This is a genomic window from Rhodococcus sp. NPDC003382, assembly GCF_053589135.1.
In genome coordinates this window covers 68,914-81,624 of sequence record NZ_JBSFRH010000023.1, presented here as the reverse complement: position 1 = coordinate 81,624, position 12,711 = coordinate 68,914, and the positions used below count along the sequence as shown (strand labels likewise).

Annotated in this window: 13 protein-coding genes; 7 read left to right on the top strand and 6 right to left on the bottom strand. The window is 70.4% G+C overall.

Features of this window, described 5'->3' with window-relative positions; genetic code table 11:
• Positions 1-74 precede the first annotated feature (74 nt).
• Entirely contained in the window at positions 75-1,400 is a 1,326-nt protein-coding gene (locus ACWDUD_RS17005; protein ID WP_450110050.1) for a D-arabinono-1,4-lactone oxidase, read from the top strand.
• Here ACWDUD_RS17005 and ACWDUD_RS17000 read toward each other — a convergent pair.
• From ACWDUD_RS17000 to ACWDUD_RS16985, 4 genes are all read right to left on the bottom strand, one after another.
• Positions 1,393-2,316 carry an adenosine deaminase gene (locus tag ACWDUD_RS17000; RefSeq protein WP_197256048.1) on the bottom strand — a complete coding sequence of 308 codons (924 nt, stop codon included), beginning with the start codon at positions 2,314-2,316 and terminating at the stop codon, positions 1,393-1,395. The two genes, ACWDUD_RS17005 and ACWDUD_RS17000, sit on opposite strands and share 8 nt — an antisense overlap.
• Positions 2,317-2,385: 69 nt before the next feature.
• On the bottom strand, positions 2,386-3,147 hold the full coding sequence (locus tag ACWDUD_RS16995) for a crotonase/enoyl-CoA hydratase family protein (protein WP_197256047.1): 762 nt from the start codon (positions 3,145-3,147) through the stop codon (positions 2,386-2,388).
• Positions 3,148-3,234: 87 nt separating this feature from the next.
• Positions 3,235-4,287, bottom strand: a complete 1,053-nt coding sequence (locus ACWDUD_RS16990; protein ID WP_450110049.1) for a class I adenylate-forming enzyme family protein — start codon at positions 4,285-4,287, stop codon at positions 3,235-3,237.
• A 71-nt stretch (positions 4,288-4,358) separates the two neighbouring features.
• The gene (locus ACWDUD_RS16985; RefSeq protein WP_450110048.1) at positions 4,359-5,834 is read right to left on the bottom strand and encodes an MFS transporter; all 1,476 of its coding nucleotides are present in this window, start codon (positions 5,832-5,834) and stop codon (positions 4,359-4,361) included.
• Positions 5,835-5,871: 37 nt separating this feature from the next.
• Here ACWDUD_RS16985 and ACWDUD_RS16980 point away from each other — a divergent pair, with 37 nt between their 5' ends.
• Complete coding sequence (locus tag ACWDUD_RS16980) at positions 5,872-6,552, top strand: GNAT family N-acetyltransferase (protein ID WP_197256041.1); 681 nt, start codon at positions 5,872-5,874, stop codon at positions 6,550-6,552.
• Positions 6,553-6,584: 32 nt separating this feature from the next.
• Positions 6,585-7,628 carry a glutathione S-transferase family protein gene (locus ACWDUD_RS16975; protein ID WP_450110047.1) on the top strand — a complete coding sequence of 348 codons (1,044 nt, stop codon included), beginning with the start codon at positions 6,585-6,587 and terminating at the stop codon, positions 7,626-7,628.
• On the opposite strand, the gene ACWDUD_RS16970 is transcribed toward ACWDUD_RS16975, so the two are convergent.
• Both ACWDUD_RS16970 and ACWDUD_RS16965 read right to left on the bottom strand, forming a co-directional pair.
• The gene (locus ACWDUD_RS16970; RefSeq protein ID WP_450110069.1) at positions 7,598-8,017 is read right to left on the bottom strand and encodes a VOC family protein; all 420 of its coding nucleotides are present in this window, start codon (positions 8,015-8,017) and stop codon (positions 7,598-7,600) included. The genes ACWDUD_RS16975 and ACWDUD_RS16970 overlap by 31 nt on opposite strands.
• Positions 8,018-8,028: 11 nt before the next feature.
• Positions 8,029-8,886, bottom strand: a complete 858-nt coding sequence (locus ACWDUD_RS16965) for a helix-turn-helix domain-containing protein (protein WP_450110046.1) — start codon at positions 8,884-8,886, stop codon at positions 8,029-8,031.
• A gap of 139 nt (positions 8,887-9,025) precedes the next feature.
• On the opposite strand from ACWDUD_RS16965, the gene ACWDUD_RS16960 reads away from it, so the two are divergent.
• Genes ACWDUD_RS16960 through ACWDUD_RS16945 form a run of 4 tightly spaced genes read left to right on the top strand, consistent with a single transcriptional unit; the run spans position 9,026 to position 12,643 of the window.
• On the top strand, positions 9,026-9,754 hold the full coding sequence (locus tag ACWDUD_RS16960; RefSeq protein WP_450110045.1) for a hypothetical protein: 729 nt from the start codon (positions 9,026-9,028) through the stop codon (positions 9,752-9,754).
• Between the two features lies 1 nt (position 9,755).
• Positions 9,756-10,595, top strand: a complete 840-nt coding sequence (locus ACWDUD_RS16955; RefSeq protein WP_197256035.1) for an alpha/beta fold hydrolase — start codon at positions 9,756-9,758, stop codon at positions 10,593-10,595.
• A gap of 42 nt (positions 10,596-10,637) precedes the next feature.
• Positions 10,638-11,855, top strand: coding sequence for an ATP-binding cassette domain-containing protein (locus ACWDUD_RS16950; RefSeq protein ID WP_197256033.1), 1,218 nt, complete (start codon positions 10,638-10,640; stop codon positions 11,853-11,855).
• Complete coding sequence (locus tag ACWDUD_RS16945; protein WP_197256031.1) at positions 11,852-12,643, top strand: ABC transporter permease; 792 nt, start codon at positions 11,852-11,854, stop codon at positions 12,641-12,643. Before ACWDUD_RS16950 ends, ACWDUD_RS16945 begins: the two co-directional genes overlap by 4 nt.
• Positions 12,644-12,711: the final 68 nt, after the last annotated feature.

Sequence of the window (12,711 nt, the reverse complement as noted above, 5' to 3'; positions counted from 1 at the left end):
GGCCGGCTCCGTGGCGAACGCGGCCAGCCCGCAACCCTTGACCTGGACGGTCGTCCAAGAGGACGATGTGGGTCATGGCTACCTGGCGCAACTGGGCGCGCACCGAGCACGCGACACCTCGCGCATTCGAGACCCCTGCAGGCGCCGAGGAGGTCGCGGCCATCGTCACCCGCGCCGCCGAACGCGGCGAGCGGGTCAAGGCGGTCGGCGCCGGGCATTCGTTCACCGGCGCGGCGGTCACCGACGGCGTCCTCGTCTCGCTCGACCGGATCGCCGGGATCGAGCGGGTCGAACCGACCGCGGCCGGTGCGCTCGTCACCGTCGGCGCCGGCACCCGCCTGCACGATCTCAACCGCCTGCTGTGGTCGCACGGCCTGGCGCTGGCGAACCTCGGCGACATCGACGTGCAGTCGATCGCCGGTGCCCTCTCCACCGGAACCCACGGCACCGGAGCGGGATTCGGCGGCCTGGCCACCCAGGTGCGCGCGGCGACCATCGTGCTCGCGGACGGACGCATCGTGCACTGCTCCCCCACCACCGAGCCGGAACTGTTCGAGGCGGCGCGCCTCGGTGTCGGTTCCGTCGGCATCCTCACCTCCCTGACGCTCGACTGCGTGCCCGCGTACCGGTTGCACGCGGCGGAGGGGCCCGCGACCCTCACCGAGACGCTCGCGACCCTCGACGAGGACCGGCTCGGCGTGGACCATTTCGAGTTCTACTGGTTCCCGCACACCGACCGTGTCCTGACCAAGCGCAACATCCGGCTCGAGGGAACCGAACCGACCGCGCCGATCGGCCGGATCCGCGGTCTCGTGGACGACGAACTGCTCTCCAACGGCCTGTTCGGCGCGCTGCAGTACGTCGGGGCGCAGGCGCCGGGCCTGATTCCCCGCATCAACAACCTCGCCGGCCGGGCCCTGTCGCCCCGCGAGTTCACCGACCGCAGCTACGCGGTGTTCGCGTCCCCGCGGCGCGTGCGGTTCCGGGAGATGGAGTACGCGATCCCGGTGGACGCACTCCCCGGCGTGCTCGCCGACATCGCCCGCGGCCTCGAACGCACCGGCCGGCAGGTCGCATTTCCGATCGAGGTGCGCTTCGCCGCCGCCGACGATGTGTGGCTGTCCACCGCGTACGGTCGCGACACCGCCTACGTCGCGGTGCACGAGTTCCACCGGCGCGACCACCGCGACTACTTCGCGACCGTCGAGAAGATCGTGCGCGACGTCGACGGCCGGCCGCACTGGGGCAAGCTCCACGAGCGGACCGCCGACGATCTGCGGCCCGCGTACCCGAAGTTCGACGACTTCCTCGCCGTGCGGCAGCGCGTCGACCCGGACGGCAGGTTCGCCAACCCGTACCTCGAGCGGGTGTTCGGCATCGAGGCGAACGCACTCAGGTGAAGGCGGCCTCGAGCGAATTGCGCACCAGCGTGTCGTGTTCGGCGTAGGTCAGGCCCAGCCCGGTGTGCAGTGCCGCGAAGTTGTCGTCGACGTAGCCGCCGAAATAGGCGGGGTCGTCGGAGTTGACGGTGACCAGCAGGCCCGCGTCGAGCATGCGGCGCAACGGGTGCTCCTCGATCGAATCCACCACGCCCAGGCGCACATTCGACAGCGGGCAGACGGTGAGCGGCACCTGCTCGTCGACGAGCCGCGCCACCAGTTCGGGATCTTCGAGTGACCGGATGCCGTGGTCGATGCGTTCGGCGCCGAGCAGATCCAGCGCCTGACGGACGTAGTCCGGCGGTCCCTCCTCACCGGCGTGCGCGACGACGTGCAGACCTTCGGCGCGGGCACGGGCGAACACGTCCTCGAACAACGAGGGTGGATGGCCGACCTCGGCGGAGTCGAGACCGAGACCGATGATCGGGGCGTGCAGCCGCAGCAGCTCACCGAACACCTCACCGGCCTCCTGCACGGGACGGTCCCGCACGATCGACGCGATCATCGCGGCATCGACCCCGAACTCGCGGCCGCTGCCGGCGACGGCGTCGGCGAGCCCGTCGACGACCTCACGCAGCGGCACGCCGCGGCTGGTGTGGGCCTGCGGGTCGAAGAAGAACTCGGCGCGGGTCACGCCCGCGTCCGCCGCGCGCGCCAGGTACGCGCGGGTGAGATCGGCGAAGTCCTGCGCCGTGCGCAGCACCTGCATGTTGGCGTAGTACAACTCCAGGAACGAACCGAGATCGGTGAACTCGTACCGCGAACGTAGATCGGCGATATCGCGATACGGCAGGGACACCTCGTTGCGCTCGGCCAGCGCGAAGATCAGCTCGGGTTCGAGCGTGCCCTCGATGTGCACGTGCAGTTCGGCGCTCATGCGTTCGGCTCCTCCCGGACTCCCGGTACCGCGGTGCCCGCCCGTCACCGGACGGGCACCGCGGTGAGGTCAGCGCCCCTTCCAGACGGGGGCGCGCTTCTCGGCGAACGCCGTCGCACCCTCGCGGGCGTCCTCCGACACGAACACCGGACCGGCGATCTCCATCTGCTTCGCGAACGCCTCGTCGGACGACCAGTCCGCGGCGGCCGCGACGATCTGCTTGGTCACCGCGACCGCGAGCGGGCCGTTGGCGGTGATGCGCCCGGCGAGTGCGAGCGCACCGTCGAGCGCGCCACCCGGCTCGGTGAGCGTGTTGACGAACCCGAAACCGTACGCTTCCTCGGCGGTGAAGCTGTCGCCGGTCAGGGCGAGTTCGAGTGCCTTCTGGTACGGGATGCGCTTCGGCAGGCGCAGCAGACCGCCACCGGCGGCGACGAGTCCGCGCTTGACCTCGGGGATGCCGAACTTGGCGTCCCGGGCCGCGACGACCAGGTCGGTCGCCAGCACCAGTTCGGTGCCGCCCGCGAGCGCGTAGCCCTCGACCGCGGAGATCAGCGGCTTGCGCGGCGGCTGCTCGGTGAAACCCATTCCCCGGCCCGGGACCACGACGTTCTCGCCGGCCACGAACGCCTTGAGATCCATGCCGGCGCAGAAGTTTCCGCCGGCACCGGTGAGGACACCGACCGAGAGGTCGTCGTCGCCGTCGAGTTCGTCGATCGCTTCGGCCAGTCCGTGGCTCACGGCGGCGTTGACGGCGTTGCGGGCGTCGGGCCGGTTGATGGTGATGACCAGTACTCGACCACGACGCTCGGACAAGACCACATCGGACATGTGCGTATACCTCCACTGAGCGGATCGGATGCGCCGACCCGGGTGTGGGTCGCGGCACATCAGGTGTATACCCGAGTCCGCGTCACATCACGAGACCCGTACCGCTAGCTGGGTGACGAACCCGCCTTCGTCGATCTCGACCTGGTCGCCGGTGCGGAACCAGCCGTCGCCGAACGTCTCGGCGGTGCCCTGCGGATCGTTCCAGTACCGGCGGGCCACACTCGGGCCGCGGCACAGCAGTTCACCCACGCCGCGTTCGGCATCGGGGCCGAGCAACGCGACCTCCATTCCGCCGAACGGAATCCCGATGCTGCGGGGATGCCGCTGCCGAGCCTCGATCGGCAGCACCAGTCCGATCCCGCCGGTCTCCGCGACCCCCCAGCCGCGCACGCAGCGGGCCGTCGGGAACGAGGCGCGCAGGTGGCGCCACGGCACCCGGATGCCGCGCGCCCCGGCCGCGACGACGGTGCCACCGACCGACAGGGTGGGCAGCAGTTGCACACCGCATCCGACGGCGGTGGACAGCGGCGCGGTGATCACGGTCCGCACGCCACCGACGCCGAGATCCATCGCGTGGACGACCGCTTCGATGGTGGACAGGATGTTCTCGTTGGTCAATTCGACACCGTGCAGTCCCCCGCCGAACTTGCGCACGTAGTAGAGCAGGGCCAGTTCCTCGGGCGAGGCACCCCCGTCGAGGAAGGCGACCCCGTCGGGCAGCTTTCCGTCGAGCATGACGATCGCGCCGCTGTCGGCGACGATCCACTCGAGTTCGGCGTCGCTGCACGTCGGATCCGGCAGGACCGGGACACCACCGGCCAGGACGACGCCGAGAAACGCGTGGAGCCAGTCGAATCCGTTCCGGTAGTGCACGACGACGCGGTCCGCCGGGCCGACACCCTGGTCCAGCAGACCGCCGGCGACGCGAGCGGCGGCAGCCCACAGTTCGCGGTAGGTGATGCCGCGACCGGCCCGGTCGACGGCGGCGGTGCGCTGCGCGAACCGCAAGGCGCTGCGGTCGAGGAGTTCGGCCAGGCACGGCTCGAGCCCCTCGTATCGGAAGACCCCCGCGTGCCGGGTGACGCGATCGTCGCGCAGCCATTCGGCACCACCGGAAAATTTGACCAACGCCGGCGACATCGCCACCTCCGATCGTCTGCGTGCCTCGCACTATATGGCGTGCATCACATTTCGGGGTGGGTTCGGTCGCCTCAACCGTGTGTGGCGTCCACAGTGTCCGATTCGGGGACCACCGGCTGCTTCACCTGAGTGTGCGGCCGCGCGAAGAACAGCGACGCGCCGAGTCCGACGAGGAGCACCGCTGCCGGCAGCCACATCGACTGGGCCATGGCCGTCGAGAACGGCTCGTGCAACTGCTCGGGCATCACGCCCGTGTTCATCTCGGAGCTACCGCCTCCCCCGAGTCCCTCCGCGGCGAGCCGGGAGGTCATGAGCGCACCCATCGCGGCGCTGCCGAGCACCGCACCGATCTGCCGGTCGGTGTTGTACACACCGGAACCGGCACCGGCCTGCTGCGGCGCCAGGTGGTTCGTCGCGGTCGCCGACAGCGGCGACCAGATCCCGGTCATGGCGACACCCATCAGCGCCGACGGCAGCAGCAGCGACCACGTCGGCGAATTCGGTGTCATCACCGCCGACAGCCACACCAGCGAGATCGCCAGCAGCGCGAACCCGGTTCCCGCGATGTAGCGCGGATGCACCCGGTCGACGAGGCGGCCGACGAACGGCGCGAGGATGCCGGTGCACACCGCCATCGGCACCATCAGCAGCGCGGAACCGGTCGGGCTGAGGCCGCGCACCGCCTGTGCGTAGAACATCAGTGGCAGCGTCATCGCGGTGACGGTGAAACCGATCGCCACGATCCCGATGTTCGCGAGCGAGAAGTTGCGGTCGCGGAACAACTCGAGCGGCACGAGCGGCTCACCGCGCATCCGCCCCTGGTACAGAACGAACACCACGAGCAGGACCACACCGGCCGCGATGCAGCCCCACACCTTCGCGGACCAGTCGTAGGAATTGCCCTCCTGGATGCCGAACACCAGCAGGAACATGCCCGCGCCGCTGAGCGCGACACCGGGCAGATCGAAGGTGTGCGAGTGCGTCTCCAGGTTCGGCACCAGCCGCACCGCCATCACGAACGCGAGGACGCCGACGGGGACGTTGACGAAGAAGATCCACTCCCAGCCCAGAGCGTCGACCAGACCACCGCCGGCGAGCGGCCCGACGAGGCTCGCGACACCGGCCACGGCACCCCACATGCCCATCGCGGCGCCGCGCCGGTCCGGCGGGAAGATGCGGGTGATGATCGCCATCGTCTGCGGCGACATCAGGGCTGCACCCAGCCCCTGGAAGACCCGTGCCAGGATCAGGACCTCGATGGTTCCGGACAGCCCGCACCACAGCGACGCGGCGGTGAACAGCACCAGACCCGCCAGGTAGATGCGTTTGGGACCGAAGCGATCGCCGAGGCGGCCGGTGACGAGCAGCGGCACCGCGTACGCCAGCAGATACGCGCTCGTCACCCACACCACGGAGTTGATGTCCGCGTCGAGCTCTCGCATGATCACGGGGTTGGCGACGGCCACGATGGTGCCGTCGACCATGATCATGAAGAACCCGAGGCACAGCGCCCACAGCGCGGGCCATTCTCCGGATCTGGTGTTCACGAACGCTCCTTCCACTACGCGGGTCTACGGTAGCCGCGTGGAACGACATCTCCTGGACATCGTGCAGCTGGCGTGGTGCCGTGAACTCGCTCTCGACGACCACGCGCTCACCGCGGGTGGGCGTGTGGTGCGCGTGGACGATACCGCCGACCGGCTGCAGGTTCTGCGTCTGGGTGAGACGACGGCCGTCGTCGGTCCCGGTGACGCGGTCGCGGCCGTCGACCGCATTCCCGCCGAAGCGCTCGACGCGGCGACGGTCCGGGAGGCGACGGGCGGGCACGGCGCCCGGAGCCACGTGCTGCACTACTGCGCGGACTGGATCGATGCGAGCCGGGTGCGGGATCCGCTGATCTCGCACGACGCCCGCGACCTCGCCGAACTGCGGCGGCGCTGCCCGCCGGACGACACGATCGATGCCACCCCTGCCGACGGCGACCGCGTGTTCGTCCTTCTCGACGACGACCACCGGCCGCTGTCCGCGGCCGGATACGGCGAAGTCCACTCGATCCTTGCCGACGTGGTGGCGCTGACCGTCCCCGAACATCGGCGGCTGGGTCTGGCCTCGACCGTCGCGACCCTGGCGACACACGAGGCCCTGGACGCGGGACTGATTCCGCAGTGCCGGGTCCGCCGCGACAATCTCGCCGGGCGCGGTCTGGCGGCGGTACTGGGATACGAGGAGTGCGGAAGCCACCTGACGGTGCAGCTGCGGCGCTAGCGTGTAGTCAACTCCGCAGGGAAGGAAATCCCGTGACCGAACACTCCGATTCCCGCAGCAGCAGCTACGTCGAAGCCGGTGAGTTCAACCGCGACACCCGCTACGTGACGACGCGGATCACCGCGGACGGCCGGGACGGATATCCGGTCGAGGCCGGGCGCTATCGGCTGATCGCGGCGCGGGCCTGCCCGTGGGCGAACCGCGCGCTGATCGTGCGACGGCTGCTGGGACTCGAGGATGCGTTGTCGCTGGGACTGTGCGGTCCGACGCACGACCGGCGCAGCTGGACGTTCGATCTCGATCCCGGAGGGGTCGACCCGGTGCTCGGCATCGAGCGACTCCAGGAGGCGTACTTCGCGCGGGACCCCGAATATTCGCGCGGCATCACCGTCCCGGCGATCGTGGAGGTGAGCACCGGGCAGGTCGTCACCAACGACTACGCGCAGATCACCCTCGACCTGTCCACCGAGTGGACCCGGTTCCACCGGCCGGGCGCCCCCGACCTGTATCCGGAGGCACTTCGCGCCGAGATCGACGAGGTCGCCGAACTGGTGTACCGGGACGTGAACAACGGGGTCTACCGGTGCGGTTTCGCCGGATCACAGCACGCCTACGAGGAGGCGTTCGACGCCCTGTTCGCGCGGCTCGACTGGCTCGAGGACCGGCTCACCACGCGCCGGTACCTGGTGGGCGACACCATCACCGAGGCGGACGTGCGGCTGTTCACCACCCTCGCCCGGTTCGACGCGGTCTATCACGGGCACTTCAAGTGCAACCGCAACCCGCTCACCGCGCTCCCCGCGCTGTGGGCGTATGCGCGGGACCTGTTCACCACACCCGGGTTCGGCGACACGATCGACTTCGTGCAGATCAAGCAGCACTACTACCTCGTGCACACCGATATCAACCCCACCGGGATCGTGCCGAAGGGGCCGGACCTGTCCGGCTGGCTCACCCCGCACGGGCGCGAAGCGCTCGGTGGCCGGCCGTTCGGGGACGGCACACCGCCGCTCCCTCCCCAGCCGGCCGAACAGGTCCCGAGCGGTCACTCGCCGCTGGCGGCCTCACCCCTGTAGGTGCCGAAACTCCAGTGGACGCCCTGCGGGTCGCGGCATGTGAATCCGTGCGATCCGAAGTCCTCGTCGCGGATGCCGCGCGTGACGGTCGCGCCGTGCGCGACGGCCCGGTCGTACAGAGCGTCGACCTTCGCGTCGTCGGGCACGACGAGATAAGCCGCGCCGACGCCGGCGGGCAGCTCGATCGCACTGTCGTCGCGGCCGGCCGAGCCGAGCATGATGCCGCCGCCGTACGGCCAGGTCAGTTCCGCGTGGTCGACGCGGTCGCCCTCGCCGTACACGGCCGTCTCGACGAACCCGAACGCGTCGACGAGGAAGCGGATGGCGCCGCGTGCGTCGTCGTAGGTGAAGCAGGGAAACACTGCTGTCGTGGTGGTTGTCGTGGTCATGTCTTCGGTGGTCATGTCACAGATCCTCCGTCCGTCGACGGTTCCCCGTCTTGGACGATTGGGAACACCTCGTCGTCCATCCACTGCGACGGGGGTACCCCGGCGAGGTCGCGCCAGTCGCGGGCCAGGTGCGCCTGGTCGTAGAAGCCCGCGCGCACCGCGACGTCCGCGAGGCGGTGCCGGCCGGGGGTGCGCAGCAGCATGCGGGAGCGGTCGAACCGCGCCAGCCGCGCCGCGTCCTTGGGCCCGACCCCGTATTCGGCGGTGAATCGGCCGGTCAGGTGGCGGCGGCTCCACCCGATGTCGCCGGCGACCGCCCCCACCCCGGCGCTTCCGGGGGAGGTCAGCTGCTGCCACGCCCGCGCGAGGCGGGTGTCGACGCCGCCGGCGCGACGGTCGCGGCGTGCGAGGCGGCCGAGCACGTCGTCGAGCACCGCGAACCGCTCCGGCCATTCGTCGGCCGCGGCGATGCGGTCCTGCAACTCCCGCGCGTCGGCGCCGAGCACGTCCTCCAGGTCGACGACCCACGCGCCGAGTGCCCCGGCCGGGACGCCGAGCAGGGCGCGGGCACCGGCCGGGGTGAGCGCCAGCTGGATGCCGTGCTGGTTGCCGTCGTGCGCGATCGTCACCGGTGACGTCGTGAGGCCGCCGGCGAGTGCCCGGAACCGGCCCGGCTGCTGTCCGGGAGCGGCGGCGCGGGCGAGGTCGAGGGGTTCGCCGATCGTCAGCACGACCGTCAGGTCCTGCGACGGCAGTCCCAGATGCTCGCCTGCGGGGAAACCGGTGAGGCGGTAGCCGTCGTACCAGCGCACGTACGGCCGCAACGGCGGCGCCGGCCGCCGTCGCGCTCCGTCGGAGACCCCCGGCACAATCGCCAGCGTAGGCGCGGTCCGGTCGCAATCCCACCGGCTTGTCGCCGGAAATATCTATAGTCGGCCGTGCACCCCCGGATGTGCCTCCGCGACACGAAGACGGCGACACACAGGGGGCGACACGAAAGGCGAACCGATGAGCGAAAAATCCGGGCCGATCGAGAAGTTCCTCGTCACGCTGCTCGACAACGGCAGCAGGCTGCAGGGCCCCGCGGTGGCGAAGTACGTCGACCGGGTCCGCCGGGCGCATCCCGACGAGTCGCCCGCGCAGATCATCGAACGTCTCGAGAAGATGTTCCTGACCGGCGTCACGGGCAGCGGATCCGCGGTCGGGGCGACCGCCGCGTTCCCCGGAGTCGGAACCCTCACCGCGGTCGGGGCGGTCGGCGCCGAGACGATGTTCTTCCTCGAGGCGTCGGCGCTGCTGACCCTCGCCGTCGCGTCGGTGCACGGCGTCCACCCGCAGGATCACGAGCAGCGTCGCGCGCTCGTCCTGGCCGTGGCCCTCGGTGAGACCGGCATGGAGGTGGTGAGCAAGGCGACCGGCACGACGATGAAGAACTGGACGTCGGCGCTCACCGGGAAGATCCCCAGCTCCCAGCTGAGGATGCTCAACAATTCGCTGGTCAAGAAGTTCATCCGCAAGTACTTCGCCAAGCGCAGCGCGCTGATCCTCGGCAAGCTGGTGCCCGCCGGGATCGGGGCGGTCATCGGTGGCGCCGGTAACCGCGCGCTCGGCAAGCGCACCATCAGCAACGCCCGTACCGCGTTCGGTCCGCCACCCGCGCAGTGGCCGGATGCCCCCGCCGCGCTCGAACCCGGCACGGTGGGTGCCCTGCCGAGCGCCGCATCGACCGGTCCCTGACATGTCCGCGCCGTCGGTGTACGTCCGCGAGTCGGGTACCGGCTCACGGACCGTCGTGCTGTTGCACGGCTACTCCGATCACGGCGGCACATGGTGCAAGGTGGAACCGGAACTCGCCGAGCGGTACCGGGTGCTCACCGTGGATCTACCGGGGTTCGGTCGCAGCTACGCGCAGTGGCGGGCACCGGTGTTCGACCACTACGTCGACACCGTCGCGGATCTCGTCGCGGACCGCACCGAACCGGTCGCGCTGATCGGCAACTCGCTCGGTGCGGTCACGGCGCTGGCGTTCGCGTCGGTGCATCCGAAACGAACCGACCGGGTGGTGCTGTCGGACATGCCGGGCCTGGCCGGAATTCCGCGGGTCTGGACGGAGAGCGCGCGGCTTCCCCTGGACCTGATGTCCCGGATGATGTCCCGGCCGGTTCCGATGCCGGTGATGCAGCGGATGATCGGCGAGCTGTACACGCGGGCGGCGCTGCACCGGCCGGAACGGATGGATGCGGCCACGCTGTCCGCGTTCACCGCGAACTTCGCCGACCGGCGGCGGATGGACACAATGCTGAGGGTCGGCCGGACCGCGGTGCGTGAACTCGGGAGACTCCCGATACCGGAGATGGTGCACGCGCTGACGATGCCGACGCTGTTGCTGTGGGGTGCGCACGATCGGCTCACGCCGGCGCGGGCGGCTCGCCGCGTCGTCGGCGGACCGGACCGGCGGGTGGTGATCATCCCCGACGCCGGGCATTGCCCCCAGCTCGAGGCACCCACCGAGTTCCTCGGCGCGGTGCTGCCGTTCCTCGAGCACCGGCGTCTCGCCGCCGGGGAGGCGGGCACGTAGGCTCGCGACGACCACGTGGACCGGCAGAGACGGGGGAAGTTCTTGACCGCACAGTTCGCGCAGGCGCCCGATGCGTTCCCCGGTTCCGGGCCGCCGCCGGGCATCGCCGTGCAGGGGCTGACCAAGACGTACAGGAACATTCCGGCCGTCTCCAACCTGTCGTTCACGGTGCCGCCCGGATCGATCACCGGTTTCCTCGGGCCCAACGGATCCGGGAAGACCACCACGCTGCGGATGCTGCTGGGCCTGGTGCGCCCGACTGCGGGAATCGCGCTGATCGACGGCGTCCCGTACTCGTCGTTGCCGCAGCCGGGGCGGGTCGTCGGTGCCGTCCTCGACGCGCAGGGCGCGCACCCGAAGCACACGGCGCTCACCCATCTCGAGGTGTACTGCACGGCGATGCGGGTGCCGCTCTCGCAAGCGCGGGCGTCCCTCGACCTGGTCGGCCTGGGTTCGGTCGCGACCCGGCGCACCGGCGAGTTCTCCCTCGGGATGCGCCAACGGCTGGCGCTGGCGACCGCGCTGCTGGGGCAACCCCGCTACCTGGTCCTCGACGAACCGGCGAACGGCCTCGATCCGGAGGGCATGGCCTGGCTGCGCGAATTCCTGCAGTCGTATGCCCGATCCGGCGGCACGGTGCTGGTGTCGAGCCACATCCTGCGGGAGGTCGAGCAGATGGCCGACCACCTGGTGATCGTCTCCAACGGCACGCTCGTGCATCAGAGCAGCACCGCGGATCTGCGCAACGCCTACCGTTCGCGTGTCCTGGTGGCCTGTTCCGACCCGGCCCGTCTCGCGGCGGCCCTGGCGGCCGCCGGCATCACGGACGCGCAGATCCAGGGCGACGGGCGGCTCGCGGTCGTCGGGGCCGATCCCGAACGGATCGCGGCGCTCGCGGCCGAGCAGAAGGTCACGATCTTCGGCACGCACGTCGAACACGTCGATCTCGAGCAGGTGTTCCTGTCCATGACCAGCGGTCGCTACGCCGCGACGCACGGCTACCACCAGCCGGGACCGCCTGCGTCGGGCCATGTCCCGCCCGGATATGCGCCGCCGATCCCCCAGTCGCCGCAGCAGCACCCGCAGGACCGATACCCACCGCAGCACTACCCTCCGCAGCACTACCAGCAGGCCGGCCAGGCGGCCCCGCCGTATCCCGCCCAGCCGTACCCCGTCCAGCAGCCTCCGGCCCAGCAGTACCCGCCGGGCGTGCCCGCACCTCACCAACCGCCCTTCGGACCGGGAGGATTCCAACGTTGACCGCGCTTCTGAACGCCGAGGTCCGCAAGGTCCTCGGGTTGCGCTACTGGTGGATCCTCGGGATCGCGCCGGTCGTGGTGGGGCTGTTCACCGGTGCCCTGACCCTGCCGCTCGCCCGTCAGGTCGAGGACATCGTCGGTGAGGGTTTCGCGTCGACCGTGTCGGCAGCGATCGGCATCGCGCTGGCGTTGGCGCTGGTGTTCCTGTTCGCGGCCGTGTTCGGCGCGGTGAACGGCGGCACCGAATTCCAGCATCGGACGATGGCGACGACGTTCCTGACCACCCGTGGTCGCGACGGGGTGGTCGCCGCCAAGTACGTCACCGCCGCGGCGTTCGGGCTGCTGTACTGCGTGGTCGTGGAGATCGCGGCCGTTCTGACCGTCCTGATGTTCGCCGGCGGCGACAGCGGCCCCTCCAGCGGATCCGATTTCGGCCAGCTCGCGGCAGTCCTCACCACCGGCATGCTCTGCGCCGCGCTGTGGGCCCTCATGGGGTCCGGGCTCGGTCTGCTGACCGGTTCGACGGTCGGCAGCGTGCTCGCGATCTCCGCGTGGGTGCCGTTCGGTGAGCTGATCGTGTCGCTGATCCTGCACGGCCTCGGGCTGGGCGCGGTCGCGGACCTGCTTCCCGTCCAGCTCACCTGGTACACGATCGTCGGGGTCATCGACATTCCGGAAACCGGCGACATGGCCGTTCGCTGGCCGGGGGCTCCGCTGGCGCTGATCGGCTGGACGCTGCTCGTCTGCGCGCTCGGCTGGTGGCGGGTCCGCAGCCGCGACGTGGGCTGACCGGGCGCTTCGCGCCGGTGTGCCTTTGTGGCGGTCCCCACCGCCACAAAGGCACACCGGCGCCGTCG

Excerpts from the sequence above, each read along its gene's own strand:
- ACWDUD_RS16960 (WP_450110045.1), top strand. The coding sequence starts at position 9,026 with ATGAGCGAAAAATCCGGGCCGATCGAGAAGTTCCTCGTCACGCTGCTC.
- ACWDUD_RS17000 (WP_197256048.1), bottom strand. The coding sequence starts at position 2,316 with ATGAGCGCCGAACTGCACGTGCACATCGAGGGCACGCTCGAACCCGAG.
- ACWDUD_RS16955 (WP_197256035.1), top strand. The coding sequence starts at position 9,756 with ATGTCCGCGCCGTCGGTGTACGTCCGCGAGTCGGGTACCGGCTCACGG.
- ACWDUD_RS16990 (WP_450110049.1), bottom strand. The coding sequence starts at position 4,287 with ATGTCGCCGGCGTTGGTCAAATTTTCCGGTGGTGCCGAATGGCTGCGC.
- ACWDUD_RS17005 (WP_450110050.1), top strand. The coding sequence starts at position 75 with ATGGCTACCTGGCGCAACTGGGCGCGCACCGAGCACGCGACACCTCGC.
- ACWDUD_RS16970 (WP_450110069.1), bottom strand. The coding sequence starts at position 8,017 with ATGACCACGACAACCACCACGACAGCAGTGTTTCCCTGCTTCACCTAC.
- ACWDUD_RS16995 (WP_197256047.1), bottom strand. The coding sequence starts at position 3,147 with ATGTCCGATGTGGTCTTGTCCGAGCGTCGTGGTCGAGTACTGGTCATC.